Annotated in this window: 20 protein-coding genes and 1 other RNA gene; 3 read left to right on the top strand and 18 right to left on the bottom strand. The window is 50.4% G+C overall.

Translation table 11 applies throughout. From position 1 onward, the window contains the following. Positions 1-7 precede the first annotated feature (7 nt). Both HMPREF3168_RS03400 and HMPREF3168_RS03395 read right to left on the bottom strand, forming a co-directional pair. Positions 8-1348, bottom strand: coding sequence for a glucose-6-phosphate isomerase (locus HMPREF3168_RS03400; RefSeq protein ID WP_002880048.1), 1341 nt, complete (start codon positions 1346-1348; stop codon positions 8-10). 76 nt (positions 1349-1424) lie between these two features. After that, positions 1425-2051, bottom strand: a complete 627-nt coding sequence (locus HMPREF3168_RS03395; RefSeq protein WP_070488487.1) for a VanZ family protein — start codon at positions 2049-2051, stop codon at positions 1425-1427. Between the two features lie 148 nt (positions 2052-2199). Here HMPREF3168_RS03395 and HMPREF3168_RS03390 point away from each other — a divergent pair, with 148 nt between their 5' ends. Continuing rightward, the gene (locus HMPREF3168_RS03390) at positions 2200-4422 is read left to right on the top strand and encodes an LTA synthase family protein (protein ID WP_050952208.1); all 2223 of its coding nucleotides are present in this window, start codon (positions 2200-2202) and stop codon (positions 4420-4422) included. 47 nt (positions 4423-4469) lie between these two features. On the opposite strand, the gene HMPREF3168_RS03385 is transcribed toward HMPREF3168_RS03390, so the two are convergent. The 14 genes from HMPREF3168_RS03385 to HMPREF3168_RS03325 all read right to left on the bottom strand — a co-directional run bounded on the left by HMPREF3168_RS03385 (position 4470) and on the right by HMPREF3168_RS03325 (position 15411). Then, positions 4470-6035 carry a sensor histidine kinase gene (locus HMPREF3168_RS03385; RefSeq protein WP_070488485.1) on the bottom strand — a complete coding sequence of 522 codons (1566 nt, stop codon included), beginning with the start codon at positions 6033-6035 and terminating at the stop codon, positions 4470-4472. Beyond that, a complete protein-coding gene (locus tag HMPREF3168_RS03380; RefSeq protein WP_003613569.1) occupies positions 6032-6757 on the bottom strand; it encodes a response regulator transcription factor in 726 nt (241 codons plus the stop codon). Before HMPREF3168_RS03380 ends, HMPREF3168_RS03385 begins: the two co-directional genes overlap by 4 nt. Before the next feature lie 178 nt (positions 6758-6935). After that, on the bottom strand, positions 6936-7091 hold the full coding sequence (locus HMPREF3168_RS10275) for a hypothetical protein (RefSeq protein WP_003619066.1): 156 nt from the start codon (positions 7089-7091) through the stop codon (positions 6936-6938). A 294-nt stretch (positions 7092-7385) separates the two neighbouring features. Continuing rightward, positions 7386-7747: a transfer-messenger RNA gene (gene ssrA, locus HMPREF3168_RS03375) on the bottom strand. Between the two features lie 66 nt (positions 7748-7813). Further along, positions 7814-9001: an acetate/propionate family kinase gene (locus HMPREF3168_RS03370; protein ID WP_003614731.1), complete on the bottom strand. Its 1188-nt coding sequence runs from the start codon at positions 8999-9001 to the stop codon at positions 7814-7816. A 33-nt stretch (positions 9002-9034) separates the two neighbouring features. Next, entirely contained in the window at positions 9035-10033 is a 999-nt protein-coding gene (locus tag HMPREF3168_RS03365) for a class I SAM-dependent methyltransferase (RefSeq protein WP_070488483.1), read from the bottom strand. Between the two features lie 142 nt (positions 10034-10175). After that, complete coding sequence (locus HMPREF3168_RS03360) at positions 10176-10793, bottom strand: type IV pilus modification PilV family protein (protein WP_050952206.1); 618 nt, start codon at positions 10791-10793, stop codon at positions 10176-10178. After that, positions 10762-11028 carry a type IV pilus modification PilV family protein gene (locus HMPREF3168_RS03355; RefSeq protein ID WP_035175487.1) on the bottom strand — a complete coding sequence of 89 codons (267 nt, stop codon included), beginning with the start codon at positions 11026-11028 and terminating at the stop codon, positions 10762-10764. Before HMPREF3168_RS03355 ends, HMPREF3168_RS03360 begins: the two co-directional genes overlap by 32 nt. Further along, on the bottom strand, positions 11018-11455 hold the full coding sequence (locus HMPREF3168_RS03350) for a pilus assembly FimT family protein (RefSeq protein ID WP_050952205.1): 438 nt from the start codon (positions 11453-11455) through the stop codon (positions 11018-11020). Before HMPREF3168_RS03350 ends, HMPREF3168_RS03355 begins: the two co-directional genes overlap by 11 nt. After that, the gene (gene comGC / locus HMPREF3168_RS03345) at positions 11452-11775 is read right to left on the bottom strand and encodes a competence type IV pilus major pilin ComGC (protein WP_003614760.1); all 324 of its coding nucleotides are present in this window, start codon (positions 11773-11775) and stop codon (positions 11452-11454) included. Before comGC ends, HMPREF3168_RS03350 begins: the two co-directional genes overlap by 4 nt. A gap of 21 nt (positions 11776-11796) precedes the next feature. After that, positions 11797-12795, bottom strand: a complete 999-nt coding sequence (locus HMPREF3168_RS03340) for a type II secretion system F family protein (RefSeq protein WP_070488481.1) — start codon at positions 12793-12795, stop codon at positions 11797-11799. Then, positions 12767-13738, bottom strand: coding sequence for a competence type IV pilus ATPase ComGA (gene comGA, locus HMPREF3168_RS03335; protein ID WP_003614792.1), 972 nt, complete (start codon positions 13736-13738; stop codon positions 12767-12769). Before comGA ends, HMPREF3168_RS03340 begins: the two co-directional genes overlap by 29 nt. Positions 13739-14075: 337 nt before the next feature. After that, a complete protein-coding gene (locus tag HMPREF3168_RS03330; RefSeq protein WP_003614725.1) occupies positions 14076-14807 on the bottom strand; it encodes a YebC/PmpR family DNA-binding transcriptional regulator in 732 nt (243 codons plus the stop codon). A gap of 82 nt (positions 14808-14889) precedes the next feature. Beyond that, complete coding sequence (locus HMPREF3168_RS03325; protein WP_003614756.1) at positions 14890-15411, bottom strand: VanZ family protein; 522 nt, start codon at positions 15409-15411, stop codon at positions 14890-14892. Positions 15412-15517: 106 nt separating this feature from the next. On the opposite strand from HMPREF3168_RS03325, the gene HMPREF3168_RS03320 reads away from it, so the two are divergent. Next, positions 15518-16399, top strand: a complete 882-nt coding sequence (locus HMPREF3168_RS03320) for a metal ABC transporter solute-binding protein, Zn/Mn family (protein ID WP_070488479.1) — start codon at positions 15518-15520, stop codon at positions 16397-16399. An 85-nt stretch (positions 16400-16484) separates the two neighbouring features. On the opposite strand, the gene HMPREF3168_RS03315 is transcribed toward HMPREF3168_RS03320, so the two are convergent. Beyond that, positions 16485-17333: a patatin-like phospholipase family protein gene (locus HMPREF3168_RS03315; RefSeq protein ID WP_003614704.1), complete on the bottom strand. Its 849-nt coding sequence runs from the start codon at positions 17331-17333 to the stop codon at positions 16485-16487. Between the two features lie 15 nt (positions 17334-17348). After that, positions 17349-17876, bottom strand: a complete 528-nt coding sequence (gene msrA, locus HMPREF3168_RS03310; RefSeq protein WP_070488476.1) for a peptide-methionine (S)-S-oxide reductase MsrA — start codon at positions 17874-17876, stop codon at positions 17349-17351. 259 nt (positions 17877-18135) lie between these two features. Here msrA and HMPREF3168_RS03305 point away from each other — a divergent pair, with 259 nt between their 5' ends. After that, complete coding sequence (locus tag HMPREF3168_RS03305) at positions 18136-19767, top strand: APC family permease (RefSeq protein ID WP_070488474.1); 1632 nt, start codon at positions 18136-18138, stop codon at positions 19765-19767. Positions 19768-19839: the final 72 nt, after the last annotated feature.

Raw genomic sequence — 19839 nt, 5'->3', positions numbered from 1 at the left:
CGAAAGATTACAGGCGGCTTGCCAGTTCGTCGTGCAAGTCTTCGTAACCCGGCTTGTTCAAAAGGCCGAACATGTTGCGCTTGTAAGCTTCAACCCCTGGCTGGTTGAATGGGTTGATCCCGTTCAAGTAGCCGGAGATAGCAACTGACAGTTCGAACCAGTAGATCAAGTAGCCCAAAGTGTGTTCGCTTTGGTCAGCGATGTTGACAGTCATAACTGGAACCCCGCCGTCAGTGTGGGCCAAAACAACGCCTTCGTAAGCCCGGTCGTTGACATAGTTCATGTTCTTGCCGGCCAGGAAGTTCAGTTGGTCAAGGTTGCTTTCGTCGTTTGGAATTTCTACGTCAGCCCGTGGGCTAGCAACGCGGACAACAGTTTCCATCAAGTTCCGGCGGCCTTCTTGGATGTATTGGCCAAGTGAGTGCAGGTCAGTGGTGAAGTTAGCACTTGACGGGTAGATGCCCTTTTGGTCCTTGCCTTCTGATTCACCCATCAATTGCTTCCACCATTCGCCAAACATTCTGATGCTTGGTTCGTAGTTTTCCAAAAGTTCAGTGGTGTAGCCCTTGCGGTAAAGGATGTTTCTCAAGGCAGCGTATTGGTAAGGTGAGTCCTTGCTTACGTCAGGGTCAGTGTAAGCAGCCCGGGCGTCAGCGGCACCTTGCATCAAGGCGTCGATGTCGCAGCCGGCAGCAGCGATTGGCAAAAGGCCAACAGCTGACAAAACGCTGAAACGGCCGCCGACGTCATCTGGAACTACGAATTCTTCGTAGCCTTCAGCGTCAGCTTCGGTCTTCAAGGCACCCTTTTGGCGGTCAGTGGTTGCGTAAATACGCTTGGCTGCTTCTTCCTTGCCGTACTTTTCAATCAACTTGGCCTTCAAAACCCGGAAGGCAACTGAAGGTTCAGTGGTGGTACCGGACTTGGAGATGATGTTCAAGGAGAAGTCCTTGTCGCCCAGCCAGTTGATCAAGTCTGACAAGTAAGTGCCTGACAGACTGTTACCGCAGAAGACAACCTTAGGATAATCGCTCTTTTCAGCCATGTAGAATGATGAGTTCAAGAATTCAATGGCTGCTTGGGCACCCAAGTATGAGCCGCCGATCCCGATCCCGATCAAAACGTCAGAGTCGCTTTGGATCTTCTTGGCTGCCTTCTTGATGCGGGCGAATTCGTCCTTGTCATAGTCAACTGGCAGGTCCAGCCAGCCGCGGAAGTCGTTGCCGGCACCAGTGCCTTCGCGCAATTCCTTGTCAGCGGCGTTAACCATTGCTTGCATTTCCTTCAGTTCGTTTTCGTGAACAAAAGGAGTCAATTTACTACTGTCAAAACTTACTACACTATTCATTGATTTATGCTTCCTCACTAGAAAATGTTAAATAAATCATTCACAAGATAATAATATCATTGTTGCCCTTTCATTGCTAGTCTTTATTGGGATTTTTTACACAAATTTGACCTAGCAAAAAGTAGAGCCCATAGCCCAGCAGGACCCCGCAGGCATTGAAGAAGACGTCGTCAATGTCGCTGACACCTGTCATGAGCAAAAACTGCAGGATCTCGATCGTCACTGATGACAAGACCCCCAGGAAAAAGACCCGGCCAAAGCAACGCTTGACTTGCAGCAGATTGGGCAGCAGGACCCCGAAGGGCATGAAGGCTAAGATATTGCCCATAGAGTTATAGTAAAAGTCGACCTTGCTCTGGGCATAGACTAATTTCCAGGTATTCTTCATGAAGACCAGGTTGATATTGCTGAGCGGCCGCGTCCAATGGAAATTCAGTTCCCAAGGGAAGTAGGATGACCTGAAGGTCGTTAGCATCAGCACCAGGAGAAAGTAAAAGGCGAAGAGCCAGAGACCGAATTCTGACCAGAGCCCGCGTCTTTTACGGACAGCCAAAAGCCAGATGACCCGGACCAGGGCGAAGAGCAGGAAGTAAAAAATTGTCTTGTCCAGGCCCTGCAAGGCTAACTTGATCAAGGCAAAGTGATTGATCCGGGTGGCGTACTGGCTGGCTAAATAATTGTATAAAGGTGCTAAAAACAACATGCTCGCTGGGTCCAATCTACTAAGGTCTGCTTACATTATACAAGCTTTTTTGGGGGAAGAATTTTAAGAAAGCAATAACTCTGGGGAAATATTTGTCTATTTTTGCCACAACCTTTAAAATTAAGACAGTAATAAAAGGAGAAAGACATTGAAACACAGCAAATTTCTCGGCAAATTTCAAAGCCGGACTGGCTTTTTGACCCTCCTGGTCATCTGCTACTGGCTGAAATACCTCTTTGTCGCCTACTGCGACTTAAATCTAGGCCTGGCCAATCCCCTCCAGCACATCATCATGTGGTTCAGCCCCCTGGGCATGAGCATCATTTTGATCAGCCTGGGCTTTTACTTTTCCAAGCCTCTGGCCTCCTACATTGCCATGCTGGCCCTCGATTTCGCCAACACGGCGCTTTTATTTGCCAACGTCCTTTACTACCGGCAGTTCACCGACTTCATTACCGTCAAGACCATGGCCAACCTCAGCAAGGTTTCCCAGGGTCTAGGCAAGTCCAGCGCGGCCCTTTTAGCGCCTAGCGACATTTTTATCTGGCTGGACCTGATCGTCATCGTCATCCTGCTGGCGGTAAAAGTAATCAAGATCGACCAGCGGTCATACGGCTTTTCCAGGACTTTTGCCATTACGTCCTTCGGCTTCTTCGTTTTGGGCCTCAACATGATGGTGGCTGAATGCAACCGGCCCCGCCTGCTCAAGAACACTTTTGACCGGACTTACGTGGTCAAGTACCTGGGCATTGACACCTTCACGGTTTATGACGCTATTAAGAACGAATCCAGCTCGACCGTAACCAAGAATGCTTCGACCAGTGAATTGAACAAGATCATCAACTTTACCCAGCAGAATTACGCCCCGGCTAATTCCGAATACTTCGGGGCGGAAAAAGGGAAAAACGTGATCATCATCCACCTGGAGAGCTTCCAGCAGTTTTTGATCGGGATGAAGGTCAACGGCAAGGAGGTTACTCCCTTCCTTAATTCCCTCTACAAAAACAAGCACACCCTGTCTTACAGCAACTTCTATCACCAGGTTGGCCTGGGCAGAACCAGTGACGCGGAAAATATGCTGGAAACCAGCACCTACGGGATCTCTGACGGGTCACTCTTCACTTCATTAGGCTCCAGCAACACCTTCCAGGCTGCCCCGCAAATCTTGCGGGCAAACAGCAACTACACCTCTGCCGTCTTCCACGGCAATGTCGGCAGCTTCTGGAACCGGAATGACGTTTACAAGAATATGGGCTACAACTACTTCTTTGACAAGAACTACTTCAGTCAGGAAAGCGGGGACAGCTCCGGCTACGGGCTTAAGGACAAGCTCTTTTTTGCCGAAAGCGTCAAGTACCTGGAAAGAATGCAGCAGCCCTTCTATGCCAAGTTCATCACAGTCACCAACCACACGCCTTTTGAACTGGCCACGGCTGACCAGGATCCAAACTTCAAGACCAGCTCAACCAGTGACGTGACGATTAATAATTACTTTTTGACCGCCCACTACCTGGACCAGGCCTTGAAGGAATTTTTCACTTACTTGAAAAAATCCGGTCTCTATGAGAAGTCGATGATCGTCATTTACGGGGACCACTACGGCTTGAGCAATGAAGAGTACACCACCCTAGCGCCTTTGATCGGCAAGGACCCGAATGACTGGTCCAGCTACAACACCGCCCAGATGCAAAAGGTACCTTTCATGATCCACGCTTCCAATTTAAAGGGCGGGATCAAGTCAACCCTGGCTGGTGAAATCGACGTCCTGCCGACCATCCTCCACCTGCTGGGCATCTCCAGCAAGCAATATGTCCAGTTCGGCACGGACATGCTGTCAGCTAAGCACAAGCAAATTGTCGTCTTCAGAAATGGGACGGTAATCAGTCCAAAATACGTCTTGATCGGGGGCAAGACCAGCAAGGGCAATGTCTATGACGCCAGCGGCAAACTTTTGACCAAGCTAACCAAAAAGCAAAAAGCCGAAGTCAAGAAGCTGGCTGCTTATGGCAAAAACTCCCTGGCCTACTCAGACACCCTCAACAATAAGAACCTGCTCCGCTATTACACGCCAAAGGGCTTCAGCCCGGTCATCCCGAGCGATTACAACTACAGCACCAACTACCAGCAGATGATGGACCTAATTGAGCAGTTAGGCAAGCAGTCAACCGCCCTCATCAGCCAAAAGGGCGACACCAGCAAGCTTTACAAGACCGATGCCAGCCAGCTGGCAAAGCGGCAAAGCGAGATCACCCAGATCCCGGAAAGCGTCCTGTCCTCATCCAGCTCCATGAATGAGAGCATGACTTCAAGTTCATCCAGCTCTAATGCAAGTTCCAGCTCAAGTAAAGCCAGCAGCAAGAAAACTAAATAGAAGAAGCAAAAAGCTTACCGGCAGCAGCCGGTAAGCTTTTTTAGTCGCTATTCTTTATCTTTGGACTCTTTCTTGTCCTTCTTGTCATAGTGCTTCTCATGCCCCTGGTCAAAGAGGGTGATCATGAAGGTTGAGCCTTCATGCGGCTTGGAAATAACCTTGATTTCCCCGCCGTGCTGGCGGACCAAAGAGAGGACAATCGACAAGCCCAGGCCGGATTCACCGGTACCGCCGTAGCGGGCCCGGGCCGGGTCAGCCTTGTAGAAGCGTTCGAAGATATACTTGCTCTGCTCCTGGGTCATCCCGATCCCGGTATCCTGGACGCTGAAGGTCGCCCCATGCTGGAAGCGCCGGCCCCTGAGCGTAATCGTCCCGTTATTGGTAAACTGGATGGCGTTCTGGGTCAAGTTGACCAGCATCTGCTTGAAGCGGTCCTGGTCAGCATAAACCGGCAAATCTTCCGGAGCGTCAAGGATAATCTTGTTCCCGTTCTTAGCCGCGTTCTGGGTCAGCTGCTGCTGAACGTCGTTCATGATCGTCCGGGCATTGAACTGGGACTTCATCATCTGGATCTTCCCGCTTCTGATCTTTTCGTAGTCCAGGTTTTCGTTGACCTGGCGGATCAAGCGCTTGGTTTCCCGGCTCATGAGGTCAATGGACTCTGGAATTGATTCTTCTGGGATGGCATCATACTTCATCCCTTCCAAAAGGCCATTAATCGTCGTCAGAGGCGTCCGCATTTCGTGGGCCACATCTTGCATGAACTGGTCCCGCCGCTCTTCCTGGGCCTTGACTTCTTCATTTGAGGCCTTCAGAGACCGGACCATTTCATTGAAGTTTTCGGCCAGGTCGTCGATTTCATCGGCATGGCGGTGGTCAACCTGGACGTCCAGGTCACCGTCAGCAACCTTGCGGGCAGCCAGGGAGAGCTTCTTGATCCGGCCAGTTTGGTAGTAGGCCAGAATAAAGCTCAAGATCAAGCTGACCGCGAAGGTGATCACCAGGGCTCTGGCCAGGTTTGCCTTGGCCTGACTCACGGTCTGCAGGACATCCTTGACCCGGGAACCGATCATGATGGCCCCGACGACCTTCTTATTTGACCCGGATCCTTGGACCTGGGGAACCACGACCCAGGTATAGCTTTCAGCGGCAAAAAGGCGGTTGCTCCGCTTTCTTAAGCCATCGCGCTTTACCCGGCCCTGGACTTTCGGGGCAAGGTCCTGTTGCTCGCTGCTGTGGTCGTCCTTGATCCGGACCACCTGCCCCTTTTTCAGCATCGATTTGGCTGACTTCTTCAAGATGTCGTAGCCGCCAAGGGGATAAGTCGTCTTAAAGTTCTTGTCCATCAAAAACAGTTTAAGATTTTCATCCCGCATGACGAAGGAAAACTTCTGCAGGAAATCCGCGGAAAAAACCGGCGGTGAATTCTTGCTCTGCGTCTTTTTAGAATACAGCTGCAGGGTCGAAAGATTCTCGGCATAACTTTCCAAGCGCGTATAGTTGCTTTGATAGGCCTGTTCCTTCTGGTAGTTGATCGTTGAAAAGCCAATGATCATGACCGAGGTTAAAATGACTATCAAAAAACTCAGAATATGCTGATAAATCAGTTTCATGCGTTAACCTGTGAATCGTCAAACTTGTAGCCCACGCCCCAGACGGTTTGAATAATCTGCGGGCCGGACTTTTCCAGCTTCTGGCGCAGCTTCTTGATGTGGGCGTCAACAGTTCTTTCTTCACCGAAGTATTCATAGCCCCAGACAAGTTCCAGGAGCTGTTCCCGGGAGAAGACCTGCTTTGGCTTCTGGGCCATGGTGTAGAGCAGGTCGAATTCCTTTGGCGTCAAGCCTTCAACCCGGTTTTCGTCAAAGTAGACTTCCCGCCGGCTCTTGGAGATCCGGATGTGGTTGGTTTCCAAGTCGAAGTCGTTGCTTGGGATGTTCTTCGGCAGGTTTCTTGGCTGCCCTTCCAGCATTACCCGCCGGTGCAGGGCCTTGATTCTGGCGATCAAGGCGATCGGGCTGAATGGCTTGGTTACGTAGTCATCAGCCCCGACACCCAGGCCGAGAACCTGGTCAGATTCGCTGTCGCGGGCCGTCAGCATAATAATCGGCACAGTCTCAGAAATCCGGCGGATTTCCTTGGCCACTTGAATTCCGTCCTTCTTTGGCAGGTTCAAGTCCAAAGTGATGATGTCAAAGTCCCGCGGGTGAGTTTGGAAAATTTCGACTGCTTCTTCACCGTCGTAGGCGGAAACTTGTTCCCAGCCTTCCTTCTTGAAGAACAATTCCATCATTTGTGAAACTGACTTGTCATCTTCTACCATTAAGATCTTCATGTTTTAACCCCTTACCGAAAAATTGTGCAATCCGCACTATATTATAATCGTAGCAAAAAAGTATCAAAAGCCGCCAATCATTCTGTAAAAAAAGCTTGAAACTTAACTCACAAGTTTGGGGCTAATTGACTAAATTATATAGTTTTTCACTTAATTTCTACAAGAAAAAACTTTGCTTTTAATCATCGCCGCTAGTCAAGAATTTGTAAACCGCCCAGGCAAAAAGTGCTGTTGGCAGCAGGCCTGGGGAAAGGTCGACCTTGAGCTTGGTCCTGCCCTTGTCATTGACTTTTTGGCAGCTATAAGCTCCTAGCAAAAATTCTTTGAGTTTCATAGTTGACCTCCCACACTAAAAAGTGTACTTACAGTCAAAACAATAGCTTCTATTCTTTTAATTATACTCTTGATTCCTTTGCGATTTATTGCATTTGTTATTTTATTCCAGTGGCCATCTTCGGAAAATCATTTTCATTTCTCCCCCTTTAGTTACACCTTATAAACACTTATCTCTTATACTATACCGCTCTTTCCAGCTTATCGTTGCATATATTAGAGAATTCTTTCATTTTGGAAGATAAAAATTCCACAAAAAAGACGCGTGCATCAATCACACGCGCCTTCTTTAGACATATGGAGATGAGGGGAATTGAACCCCTGTCCAAACGCATCCCGTCACTAGTCTCTACGATCATAGTCATATTATTTAAACTTCACCGGGGAAAAACGCCATATGACAGGGCCAAACAGCCACGGCTAACCTGTTAGTCTCTTCTCGCTTATTCAGGTGTGATAAGCAAGCGTATCCCGTAAGGTTGATACCGCAAGACCGCCACGGGCAGGCAGTCTATTGGCAGCTGGGCTGAACTAAGCAGCTACAGCGTATGAGTTTTCGTTTGCAGTTAATTTAAACTGTTTAACGTTTTAACGTAGACGTAACCTACGAATCGCAACCAGCGCGGGTCTGCGCCTGTCGAATCCCAAAACATCCCCAAAATAGAGAACATGATCATTTTAGCAAAAAATGACCATGTCCTCAAATATTCTGCTTAAAAACTTTTACTTAAGCTTGGCCAAACGGACAACGTCACGTTCGATCATCAATTCTTCGTCAGTTGGAATAATCAAACCAGCCAGCTTGGAATCTTCCTTGGTGATGAAGCCTTCATTAGCAGCCTTGTTAGCTGCGTCGTCAAAGTCAACGCCCATGAAGGACAGTGACTTCATGACCCCTTCACGGACTTCATCATCGTGTTCGCCGATCCCGGCAGTGAAGACAACCGCGTCTGCCCCGCCCATTTCAGCAATGTAAGAGCCAACGTAGCGGACTACCCGGTTGATGAATACAGCATCAGCCAGCTTGGCGCGCTTGTCATCACTGTTTCTGATGTCCCGCATGTCGCTGGAGATACCGGAGAGGCCCAAAAGGCCTGACTTGTGGTTCAAAATGTCGATCATTTCATTGAAGTCAGTGATTCCTTCCTTCTTCATGATGTACTGCAGAACTGACGGGTCAACGTCACCTGACCGGGTCCCCATGGTTACCCCAGCCAAAGGTGAGAAGCCCATGGAAGTGTCGTAGCACTTGCCATCCTTAACCGCAGTAACTGAAGCGCCTGAACCCAGGTGGCAGACAACCAGCTTAAGGTCCTTGAGGTCCTTGCCCAGCAATTCAGCCGCCTTGCCGGAAACGTAGCGGACAGAAGTGCCGTGGGCGCCGTACTTGCGGGCCTTGTACTTCTCGTAATATTCGTATGGCAAGGAGTAGATGTAGTGTACTTCATCCATTGACTGGTGGAAGGAAGTGTCAAAGACGCCGACTTGCGGCACGTCCGGCAGGATGTTCATGAAGGCTTGAATGCCGTGGCCTTCTGCCGGGTTGTGCAGAGGAGCGTAGTTAGTCAAGTCAAAAACCTTGTGGATGTTGTCCTTGTCGATGATTGCTGAGTCTGGGAACAATTCCCCGCCGTTCACGATCCGGTGGCCAACGCCGACAATTTCCTTGACGTCTGCAATAACGCCATATTCTTTCAGCCAGTCAAGCAGGGTTTGCACGGCTACTTCCTGGTTTGGCAAGTCAACTTCGGCTTCATGCTTGGTCCCATCAGCCAACTTCATTGAAAAGGTTGAACCATCGATACCTATACGGTCGCCCAGCCCGGAAGCTAAGACACTCTCATCAGCTAATGAGAACAGCTTATACTTAAATGAAGATGAACCAGAGTTGATTGCTAAAATCTTATCCATTATTAAAAAACTCCTTTTACTCACTTCACAAACTTAATTATCTTTCTTAGTATACCACTCGTTCAGTTTAATATTAAGGGCTACCAAAGATTCTTCCTTCTTCAGATTTTCAAGCTTTGTGAGCAAAACTTCCTTCGGCGGCTTGCTTTGGCCGTGGTTTTGGAAGATAAGGATACTTTTTTGACTTATCTTGCTTTGGAATAAGCTGCTTGGCAATTGCACGATCGCCTGCAGGTAGACCTTACTTGCCAGCCAGGGCATAAAGTCAGCCCCAACCGTACCAGTCAGCATGTTCTGCGGGACCAAAAGGAAGGCAAAGCCGTCTTCAGCCAGGTTCTTGACGATCTGCTCAACGAAGAGGACGTGCGCGTAGGCGTGCCCCTCCTTGGTCCGGAGGTCAAAGTTCTTGGCATTGTCGTCGTTAGCGTAAAAGCCGATCGGCAGGTCGCTGACCACTACGTCTGGCTTGACAGGCCAGCCGGTCAGGGCATCCTGGCAGTAGAAGTCGGCCTTTAACCCCGCCAAGTGGGCGGCCACGTCGGCCAAGTTGAGCATTTCTTCATCATTATCCAGGCCAACCAGGTCAAAGCGGTCTTCTGAATGATTCTGGGCAGCCAGCTGCTGGTCAACAGAAAAGAGCAGGTTGCCGCTGCCCACTGCCGGGTCCAGCAGGACTTGCTTTCTCTTAGGCAGGAGCTTGTCCATAAACAGGGTCAAGACCGTGGCTAAAAGCGGCGGAGTCGGCATCTGGTTAGCATCCCGGCCGTCATCGTTGACGGCCTTAAGGACCAGGAGGCCATAGACCTGTTCTTTCTGGGCCTTGGACCAGTTCTTGTAGTCCAAAGCCGCGTAGCGTTCTTTAAGCTCAGCCACCGTCTTTTGGTCCGGGGCTTCCATTTCCACGCGGATTTTCCCGCTTTCCAGGTTGTCAAAAGTTTCCACCAAGGCATCAGCCAGGGACACGTTCAAGGCTTCTTGCAGGCATTCGACTGCTTCCAGAGTCTGCCCAAACAGTTCTTCAATTCTATTCATGACTTAAGTCCACCCTTCTTTGAAATACATACCAATTCTAATGATTTACAAGGAAGGGTGCAAGAAATTTCACCCGCCCCAGAGGTAACTTGCCAGCAGCTGGTTGATTTTAATGACATGCTGATAAGCATCCAGGTAACTTTCAATCAGCAGAATTGTCGTGACTAGCAGTAGCACGCTGGTCAGCAGGACGCTCCCCCTTTGCCGGTTTAGCCTGGTCTGTTTTCTGATCTTCAGTCTTTTTCTCAGCCTCCTTTTCTTTTTCCGGTGCCTTGTCGACTTTAAAATACAAAATTGACCTTTTCCCCTTTTCATTGATATGGACCTCCATCAAGCCATCCCTGGCCGCGAACGTTGCTCCCCAGATTGGCAGCAGGGTCATGTTGCCGCCGTCTGGTCCGGATCTTCTGACCCGAAGATTATTTCCGCCATTGTCCATTTCCAGAACGTAGCCAGCTTTGTCTATCTTTTCTTCCCCCTCCTTGTCTTCCTTTTTCTCTTCTTTGATAAACATGATCTTCAAAGGATTGGAATTCTCCAGATCAATATAGGTCCGCTGGCTGTCCTTTTTCAAAAACTTGGCGAACTGGACATAAGAGAAGACCAGTTCATTAGGATCGTGCCGGTCTTTTTCAAAGAGGGTAAAAAGCTTAAGGCTAGAGGACAAAAGAGACAGGCAAATCACCGTCACCAAGAGGGCGACCATGGTCTCCAGCAAGCTGAAAGCCTTACTTCTGGCAAATCTTCTGCTGGGTTTCATCATACAGGTCTCCTTTGCCGGTCAAGACATACTCATGGTCCCTGACCTTGACCCGCTTGACCGGGCACTCCTTCAGCATCCGGTAGGCCAGGGCCTGGTTGGCCCGCTGGCTTGACTCTTGCTCTAGTTTCTTTAGCCCGCTGAGGCAGGTCAACATGGCAGTTAGCGCAATACAGACGATGGCCAAAGCCACTACCGCCTCCAGGGCCAAAAAGCCTTCCTGTTTACTTTTTATTGATCTTCCCCCACGACAGCAAAAAGGTATATGCTTTCTCATACTCTTTTTTCCCCTGATCATTTTTTATGATTCTCAGCGTGAAGGCCTGGCTGGTGGTTCCGTCGCTGCTGATTGTCCAGCCTGATGTATTGTTAAAGTTGGTATAAACCGTAACTCCATCTGGAATCTTGAGGCTCTCATGCCGGCCGTCTTGAATGACTTCCAGCTTGCCCTGGCTGCTTTGGTTGTAGATCACGACTCTTTTTCCCGTAATGGCGGCACTTCTGATTTTCTCTTGAAAAAGTCCCGCCGCCTGCCGGCAGAAGCGGTCAAAATTGATCTTGTCTTCAAAGCCTTGAAAGCTCATCTCACCGATACCCAGCAGCATCCCCGCGATAGCCAAGGTTATCACCGTCTCCAGCAGGCTGAAGGCCTTCTGCCTCATTCTCCGCCCTTGGCGAAGTCGCCGATCGCCAGCTTCTTATCCTCAGCCTGCTCCTCCTGCTTTTGCGTCAAGTAGTGGGCATCCACCATTTCCTGGAAAGAGGCCGGCTTCTTGCCCGTATTTTCTTCATATAGCTCCACCTGGGTCTTAATGGTCGTGGTAAAAGCATCGTTAGTCCGCTTATCGGCATGGTCCTTTTGGGCTAGCAAATTTGGCGAGATCAAAAGAACCAAAGTCGCGATAATTGCGACCACGATCACCATTTCAATTAAAGTAAAAGCCCGCTGGCGCTTTGGCCAAAACCGTCTTAAATGTTTCATTTCCTTTTTTCCTCCGCAAAACTAAAGCTGCTGCATACTGTCGTAAATCGGCAAAAGCAGCTTTAAATACATTCCAATAATGCACAGGCCGATCAAGATAAAGCAGACCGGCTGCACGCTAACGATTAGCTTGGACAGCTTCTGGCGCAGGCGGTTGAACAAAAGCCGGGACAAAAGCAGGCACTGCCGGCTCAGTTCCTCCCGTTCACTGCCCGCCTGCAGCAACATCAAGAGCTCCTGGCTCAAAAATGGCTCCTTCTGGATGACCTCTTCCCCTTTCTTCCCCCGCAGAATCGCGTCTCGCGCCCGCCGGCCCACTTCTTCTTGCAGTGACCCCGGCGCCTGCCGGCAGGCAAAGTCACACATCTGCTGCAGGGAAAAGCCGCTGGCCAAAAGCATGCCCAGGTCATAAGAGATCAAATACTGGCCATACAAGGCCACCACTGGCCCGAAAACCGGCCAGGTCAGGAGCTTTTTAAAAGACTGGTAGTCCTGCTTCTTCATGTAAGCTGCCGCGATAACGACTAACATGATGACCAAAACCAGTAAAAAAACTAAAATCAGCAAGAGCAGGTCCCCCTGTTTGGCGGAACTGCCAGCAAATTCTACCGACAAAAAGTTCTGCATGAAGATTAAAATCAAGGTCATCATCCCTGCCAAAACGACCGGGTAGGCCAGTTCCCCCTCCAGCTTCTTGACTTGCTCATTCTTCATCCGCCCCAAAAGGGCCAGCTGGTCCAGGGATTCATCCAGCCGCCCTTGGCTAAGTGCCATGTCCAGCTGGGTCACCGTCGTCTTGTTAAAGCCCAGGCCCGCGAAAAGCTGACCCAGTTCTTCTCCCTGCCGCATTTTTTCATCCAGCCGGGCCAGCTGCTTTTTCCGCTTGGGCCAAAGCAGGGGCAAGAGCTGCAAGCTCTTGGTCAAGGAAAAGCCGTTTTTTAAACAGTTTGCCAAAAAGGCCAAGAGCTCCACCTGCTCACTCTGCTTCAACTTAGCCGCCTTTATATTGCCTTGCCACATCCGCGCTTATCTCTCCTTTCTCCACCAGCCTGCTTAAGTTTTCCTCCCAAGCCGCGAAATTACCTCTGACGGATTGACCCAGAGCCGCCAGTAAGTCCTCCCGGCTGGCCAAGTCCAGCAAGCAGGCTGGCCCCTTTTTGCCCGGCAGAAGGCGCTGATAGGAAACCGCCGTCAAGCAGTTAACCAGCTCGTTATTTTTAACCCCCAGGCTCTCCAGGCGGGAAATGGTTTGGTAGGTACTTTTGGCATGCACTGTGGCTAAAACCAGGTGGCCGCTTAATGCCGCGTCAACCGCTAAATGGGCCGTCTCTTCATCACGGATTTCACCGATGATCAAGGCATCCGGCCGGTGACGAAGAGCCGCCTTTAAAAGGCTGGCATAGCTGATCCCGGCCCCGGCATTGACCTGGGCCTGAAAAAAGCTCTCTTCATACACTTCCACCGGGTCTTCAATCGTCATCACCATTTTCGTCTGGCTGAGCTTTCTGGCCAGTTCATACATGGTCGTGGTCTTACCCGACCCCGTCGGCCCGCTGGTCACGATCATCCCCCGCAGCCAGCAAAGGTCCACCAAGTCCCCAAACTGGTCCGGGAAAAAGTACCGGCTCTCCCCCAAAGCATAGATGATCCGGATGACCAATGAGTCCTCCCCCCGGTAATCACCCACGCTGGAGAGGCGGAGCCAGTAGTCCTGCCCCGCCAAATTGACAGCCATGCTGCCGACCTGGGGGCGGCGGTGTTCGGCAATATCCATTTCAGCTTGGTACTTAAACCAGTTGATCAGTTCATTTCCCGCCTCCCGGGTCAGGGACGGCCTTTCCTCCAGATCCCCGGCCCGCAGACGAAGTTTATAGATGCCCTTTTTCGGCAGGAAAAAGATGTCACTGGCCCGGATCCTAACTGCTTCTTCCAGCATTTGCCGGGCTTTGTCTGCAACTTCCACAAGGTCCTCCTTTCTTTTTTCCTCCTCCACTTACTAGTACGCCAAAAGTGGCGATTTTTTTCTGAGAAGGCAAAATTTTTCCAAAAAATCGTAAAAGAGCATAAATGCTAATTTCCCAGGATTTTACAACTCAATGTCTAAAAAGCCTACTATTACGGCCTTTTTCGAAGTTTAAGATAATATTTTTTGAGTTATAACTTAAACTCAACGAAACCCTCTAAAAGGTTGATATATCAAGTGATAGAGCACTTTGAGTAGTAATTTATGGGAAATTAGCAATAAAAAAACGCGGCTTTCCTCAGAAAGTCGCGTTTTGTATAGTTTATTTACAGCTTAATTATTCTTCTTCGTCAGCTGCAGCGGTGTAAACGTTGGAAACGTCATCGTCGTCTTCCAAAGCGTCAACCAGCTTTTCAAATTGTTCCTTCTTGTCTGCTGGAACTGGAGTGGTGTTTTGCGGCACCATAGTCAGTTCAGAAACTGCCAGCTGGTAGCCGGCCTTTTCCAAAGCATCGCGGACAGCAGTGAAGCTCTTGGCGTCAGTGTAGATTTCGTAAGCGTCGTCGCTGGTTTGCAGGTCGTCGCCGCCGGCTTCCATGACGTCCATCAGCATTTGGTCTTCATCCGCGTCAGTAGTTGACCGGTCGATTACAATGTAGCCCTTGCGGTCGAACATGTAGGCAACTGACCCAGTAGCACCAAGGCTGCCGCCGTTGCGGGTGAAGGCCACGCGTACGGATGAGGCAGTCCGGTTCTTGTTGTCAGTCAAGGCTTCAACCAGGATGGCAACACCACCCGGTGCGTAACCTTCGTAAGTTACTTCATCGTAGTGTTCGTCTGAGTTGCCTTCAGCCTTCTTGATGGCCCGTTGGACGTTGTCCTTTGGCATGTTGGCAGCCCGTGCCTTGTCCATGACCAAACGCAAGCTTGGATTACCTGAAGGGTCAGGACCACCACTCTTTGCAGCCATATAAATTTCACGGGAGAGCTTTTGGAAAACCTTCCCTCTCTTAGCGTCTTGCGCATTCTTGCGGCCTTGAATATTGTGCCATTTTGAATGTCCTGACATTTAGGATCCTTCTTTCTGTAATTAATATAATCAACTTTTTTATAATAACTCAGGAAGGGCAGAAATTCAACGGCTTCAGCCCCTAAATGGCCGCCTTTTTTCGCTCCCTGCGCTGCTTAACCTGATAAAAAATCACCGCCAAAACAATGGCCAGCAAGGCCCCGCTGGCATCCAGCATCACGTCATGCACGCTGGGGGTCCGGTCCCCGGTCAGGAACTGGTGGAACTCATCCATGGCCGCGAAGGCAAAGGCACTGGCCCAGACAAAGAGGGGGCCGGTCCATTTGATAACGAAAACTCTTCTTAAGCCCAAATAGGCAAAAAGGCCATAGAAGAAGTAGCTGGTAAAGTGGGCCAGTTTCCGGACCACGAACTGGGTGAAGCCAGCTGACCCGTCAGTCTTGACATTGTGCCAGACCCCGCCGTAATAGATATTGAGCCGGTGGATTAAATCTTCCAGCCAGCCTAGGTAGGTATGGATAAAACCAGCCTTCATCTTCTGCTCATGGTAGGTCATCGAGCTTGAGATGAAGAGCATGACCAAGACAGCCAGGGCCAGGAGGAGGTAAATCTTTTCTCTTTTGCTAAACTTAAAATCATTCATGTAGTTTATTTTACCATCATTTTCGTCATTCTTATTGACTTTTGGCTATTTTTCCCGTATTCTAATATGATTTGCAGGCAAGCTGCAGATCTTGAAAGGAAAAGACATGAAGAAAACACACAGACAGTTAATTATCTGGCCAATTTTGCTTTTGACCACTCTCTTTTTAGCCGGCTGCGCCAAGGATGAACAAAGTTCCAAGAGCCAGATCAAGATTGTAACTTCGACCAACATTTACGCCGACATCGCGCAAAATATCGTCGGCAAGTATGGTAAGGCTACCGCCTTGATCGCTAACGGCAACTCTGACCCCCATGACTATGAGCCGACGACTAATGCGGCCAAGACGGTGGCTGACGCCGACATCATCGTTGCCAACGGGATGGGCTATGACAGCTGGATGGGCAACCTGGCCGCCTCTAATGGCAAGAAGGCTGTCAAGGTCGGGGAAGACTTGATGCAGCTGGATTCCAGCGCCAACCCCCACATTTGGTACAACCTAAATATGCCAAAAAAGTACGTCGCCTACCTGGTCAAGAAGCTCAGCAAGCTTGACAAAAAGCACGCCAGCTACTACCAGGCCCAGGGCAAGAAGTATTTGCAGAAGATCGACAAGATCGAAAAAGTTGCTGACGGAATCAAGGGCAGCAAGGCCAAGCCGGTCTTCGTCAGCGAGCCGGTTTTTGACTACGCTTTAGAGCGGACCGGTTTCAAGATCGGCAATAAGAACTTTGAAGAAGCTACTGAAAAGGAAACCGACCCGAGCGCGGCCGTGATCGCCCAGATGAATGAAGCCATCAAGAAAAAGCAGATTGCCTTCTTCGTCAACAACACCCAGGCCAGCTCCGACACGGTCAAGTCCTTCGTCAAGAAGGCCAAGAAGCAGGGCATCCCGATCGTGGAAGTCCGTGAAACCATGCCAAACAAGGTCAGCTATGCTGACTGGATGCTGGCCAACTACCAGAAGCTGGCTAAGTTCGGCGACTAAAAGAAAAAGAGAATAAAGAAAAAGCACTTAACAAGTGCAAATTAAAACGGTGGTTGAGCCTTAGCTCAGTCACCGTTTTTTGTGCTTAATCTTGTAAAAATTCCTTCAAGGCCGCCAATTGCCGCTTGGCATCCCTCACGCCGACTTGGTAGACCGCCTTAAGGCGGTTGGGATCCTTTTCCATGGCGCTGACGTCGATCCCCTGGCTGGGCCGGAAGACAAAGAGGTGGCCGGCTGCTTCCTCTTTGGCGATATAAGCCAGGCAGGCATTATATTCCAAATGCCGCTGCCTTAGGCGCGCCACGACAGCCGGGTACTTTTTCAAGACCCGGTCAACGACTGGCTGCAAACGCGATGGCTCTTTTTGATAGCCAGCCGGCTGGGTCAAAATGACCACTGCCTTGTCATAGTCCTTGTCCAAAAGAAAACGGACCGGGATGGAGTCGCTGACGCCCCCGTCCCAGTAAGCGTGGCCCCCGATTTTAACCGGCCGGGCGAAAACGGGAATCGAGGCCGAAGCCCGGATCCAGGCCACGTCCCGCCCCTTGCCGGTGGTCAATTTGTGGTAGGCCGGCTGGGCCGTTTCCACATCCGTTGCCACGCACCAAAAGTCCATGGGGTTTCTGGCAAAGGCTGCCGTGTCAAAAGGATCCAGTACTTCCGGCAAAGTATAGTAGCAAAAGTCCGCCCCGTAGAGATCCCCGGTTTTAAGCCAGGACCGCCAGCTCTTAAACTGGGGCCGGCTGCCATAGCGGAGGTTATAGCGTAAAACCCTCCCGGGCTGCAGGGACTTGTAGTTGCAGCCAAAGGTCACTCCGGCTGAAACGCCAACTGCCCCGTCAAACTTGATCCCATATTTCATGAGGACGTCCGTCACCCCGGCCGTGTACAGGCCCCGCATGGCGCCGCCCTCCATCACTAAACCTTTCTTCATGCATCCCCCTTATGCCTACTTGCCCCAGTGCTTCTTGATAAACTGGGCCCGGCCGCCGGCTTCTTCAGCCGCGTAGCGGTCTGGATGCTTTAAATAGAACTGCTGGTGGTAGTCTTCAGCCTCGTAAAAAGGCGCTGCCGGTTCGATCTTGGTCACGATCGGATCATCAAAGCGGCCGCTTTCCGCCAGTTCCTGCTTGGACTTTTCCGCTGCTGCCTTCTGCTCTGGTGAATTGTAAAAAATCACCGGCCGGTAGTTGTCCCCCCGGTCCTGGAACTGGCCGCTGGCGTCAGTCGGGTCCGTCACCTGCCAGTAGTAGCCAAGCAAGTCCTCATAAGACATGAGGTCCGGGTCAAAGACGATCTTGACCGCCTCCGTGTGGCCAGTCGTATGGCTGCAAACTTGTTCATAAGTCGGATTAGGCACGTGCCCGCCCGTGTAGCCCGCCGTGACGCTCTCAATACCTGGCAAAGTATCAAAAGGGGCCACCATGCACCAAAAGCAGCCGCCCGCGAAAATCGCGCTGTCTAATTTTTTCTCCATAAAATCACCTCGTCAAATTTAACTTGTCTTTCATTGTACTCCAAAGAAAACAGATAGGAAATCTTCTGCTCAGAAAATATTCGCCCAGGAACCGCTATCATGGTTAAAAGGCTTTTTTTCCCCTTATAAGCACTGTAAAATAGATTTTGCTTTAAAAGAGCTTAATAATTGCTAGATTGGAGATGGAAATGATATCGCTAAACAAGTCCCCGGGCCTGGCTTCTTGTTAGTACACTTTGTTTAACAGGAAGGATTTTTTATGGACGAATTAGATAAAAAGGGAAATTATATTTCCTGGCAGACTTTAGCCATGATGGCCTTTGTCACGGTCATCGGGCTGGAAGACATCATGTACAACTTCCAAAACCAAGGGATGGCGGTCATCACCTCCTGGGTTTTGATGATGTTCCTTTACGTGGTTCCTTACGCTTTGATCGTTGGCCACTTAGGTTCAGTTTTCAACCATGAAGGTGGCGGACTCTCCTCTTGGGTCAGAGCCACTGACGGTGAATTTTTAGGCTACTTCACGGCCTGGACCTACTGGGCCGCTTCGATTCCTTACGTGGTCGACACGGCCAACTGCCTCTTGGTTGACGTTGGCTGGGGGTTGACTGGAACTGGCGAGTTTGAGGACCCGAAATTCCTCTCAACGGCCATGTTTACGGCCATTACCTTTGTCATTTTTATCCTTTTGACCCTGCTGGAACACAAATTCTCCAAATCAATGGAAGTCTTGTCCAACATCGGGGGCTGGGCCATGTTCATCATGACCATCCTCTTCGTGCTTCTGGCCTTTGCCGGCCTGGCCAAGTCCGGCGGCAAGACCGCGACGCCATTTACCTGGAAGACCATCATCCCCAAGTTTGACCTTAAATACTTCTCAACCGTGGGGATGCTGATCTATGCCGTCAACGGGTCTGAGTTGGTCGCCCCATACGTGACCCGGATGAAGGACCCCAAGCGGGAATTCCCTAAGGCCATGATCGCCCTGGCCCTCATGACCTGCTTTTTGACCATCTTCGGCTCAATTGCCCTGGGCATCTACATCGATGCCAACCACATGCCAAACGACTTGAAGATGAACGGTGAATACTACGTCTTCGGCGCCATGGGCAAGCAATTCGGCGTGGGCAAGCTCTTTGTCTACATCTACGCCTGGGCCTCCTTCTTCTACAATGTGGCCCTCTTGTCCGTCCTTTTGGACGCCATGACCAGAATGCTGATCTCCGACACCGGGGACAAGTACATGCCGAAGTTCCTCAAGAAGACCAACAAGGACGGCCTGCCGATCAACGGCTACATTCTGACTGTCTTTTTGAGCGGCTTCATCATGGTTCTGGGGATTTTCCTGCCAGACATGAACGACATCTTCAACTGGCTTTTGAACTTGAACGGGATCATCTCTCCGGCCGTTACCTGCTGGATTTTCTACTCCTTCATGAAGGTCCGAGGCAAAAACTCCTCCAAGTACCCGTCAGTTTACCGCTACATTAAAAACGACACCTTCGCCTGGTGGGTCGGCTTTGCCCTCCTGGCCGTCACGGCTGTCGCTACGGTCTTAGGCTTCATGCCGCAAGACGTCAAGGAAGGCAGCTGGGTTTGGTGGTATGAACTCTCCATCAACATCGTGGCCTGCCTGGTCTTGATCGGCCTGGGCGGGATCTTCCCAGGCATCCGCAGAAGAGAAGAAGAATACGGCCTGGCCTTTGACAAGCAGCAATGGACCTGGATGATTGCCCTGGTTTTGGGCTCAATCGTCTTCAATGTCTGGCTGGGCGGGACCACTATCAAGCTGCGGGCCCTCTACATTGTCATTGAATCAGTCATTGCCCTCTTGGCTGTCTGGCTGATTGGCCGCCGCCTGCCAAAAGGGGCAAAAGCCAGCAAGTAAAGGCAATAACGGCTAAAAAACAATATACAATATTTTTAAACCAAAAAGGCCTGCACGCGCGTGCAGGCCTTT

The sequence above is a fragment of the Lactobacillus sp. HMSC08B12 genome (assembly GCF_001808415.1).
Lineage (GTDB): Bacteria > Bacillota > Bacilli > Lactobacillales > Lactobacillaceae > Lactobacillus > Lactobacillus delbrueckii.
Note: the sequence above shows the minus strand (reverse complement) of the source record. Positions and strands in the feature narration are given on the sequence as shown.

What these genes read in the sequence shown, in the direction of transcription:
- HMPREF3168_RS03400 (WP_002880048.1), bottom strand. Translation starts at nt 1,348, where the DNA reads ATGAATAGTGTAGTAAGTTTTGACAGTAGTAAATTGACTCCTTTTGTT.
- HMPREF3168_RS03395 (WP_070488487.1), bottom strand. Translation starts at nt 2,051, where the DNA reads ATGTTGTTTTTAGCACCTTTATACAATTATTTAGCCAGCCAGTACGCC.
- HMPREF3168_RS03385 (WP_070488485.1), bottom strand. Translation starts at nt 6,035, where the DNA reads ATGAAACTGATTTATCAGCATATTCTGAGTTTTTTGATAGTCATTTTA.
- HMPREF3168_RS03380 (WP_003613569.1), bottom strand. Translation starts at nt 6,757, where the DNA reads ATGAAGATCTTAATGGTAGAAGATGACAAGTCAGTTTCACAAATGATG.
- HMPREF3168_RS10275 (WP_003619066.1), bottom strand. Translation starts at nt 7,091, where the DNA reads ATGAAACTCAAAGAATTTTTGCTAGGAGCTTATAGCTGCCAAAAAGTC.
- HMPREF3168_RS03370 (WP_003614731.1), bottom strand. Translation starts at nt 9,001, where the DNA reads ATGGATAAGATTTTAGCAATCAACTCTGGTTCATCTTCATTTAAGTAT.
- HMPREF3168_RS03365 (WP_070488483.1), bottom strand. Translation starts at nt 10,033, where the DNA reads ATGAATAGAATTGAAGAACTGTTTGGGCAGACTCTGGAAGCAGTCGAA.
- HMPREF3168_RS03360 (WP_050952206.1), bottom strand. Translation starts at nt 10,793, where the DNA reads ATGAAACCCAGCAGAAGATTTGCCAGAAGTAAGGCTTTCAGCTTGCTG.
- HMPREF3168_RS03350 (WP_050952205.1), bottom strand. Translation starts at nt 11,455, where the DNA reads ATGAGGCAGAAGGCCTTCAGCCTGCTGGAGACGGTGATAACCTTGGCT.
- comGC (WP_003614760.1), bottom strand. Translation starts at nt 11,775, where the DNA reads ATGAAACATTTAAGACGGTTTTGGCCAAAGCGCCAGCGGGCTTTTACT.
- HMPREF3168_RS03340 (WP_070488481.1), bottom strand. Translation starts at nt 12,795, where the DNA reads ATGTGGCAAGGCAATATAAAGGCGGCTAAGTTGAAGCAGAGTGAGCAG.
- HMPREF3168_RS03330 (WP_003614725.1), bottom strand. Translation starts at nt 14,807, where the DNA reads ATGTCAGGACATTCAAAATGGCACAATATTCAAGGCCGCAAGAATGCG.
- HMPREF3168_RS03325 (WP_003614756.1), bottom strand. Translation starts at nt 15,411, where the DNA reads ATGAATGATTTTAAGTTTAGCAAAAGAGAAAAGATTTACCTCCTCCTG.
- HMPREF3168_RS03320 (WP_070488479.1), top strand. Translation starts at nt 15,518, where the DNA reads ATGAAGAAAACACACAGACAGTTAATTATCTGGCCAATTTTGCTTTTG.
- HMPREF3168_RS03315 (WP_003614704.1), bottom strand. Translation starts at nt 17,333, where the DNA reads ATGAAGAAAGGTTTAGTGATGGAGGGCGGCGCCATGCGGGGCCTGTAC.
- msrA (WP_070488476.1), bottom strand. Translation starts at nt 17,876, where the DNA reads ATGGAGAAAAAATTAGACAGCGCGATTTTCGCGGGCGGCTGCTTTTGG.
- HMPREF3168_RS03305 (WP_070488474.1), top strand. Translation starts at nt 18,136, where the DNA reads ATGGACGAATTAGATAAAAAGGGAAATTATATTTCCTGGCAGACTTTA.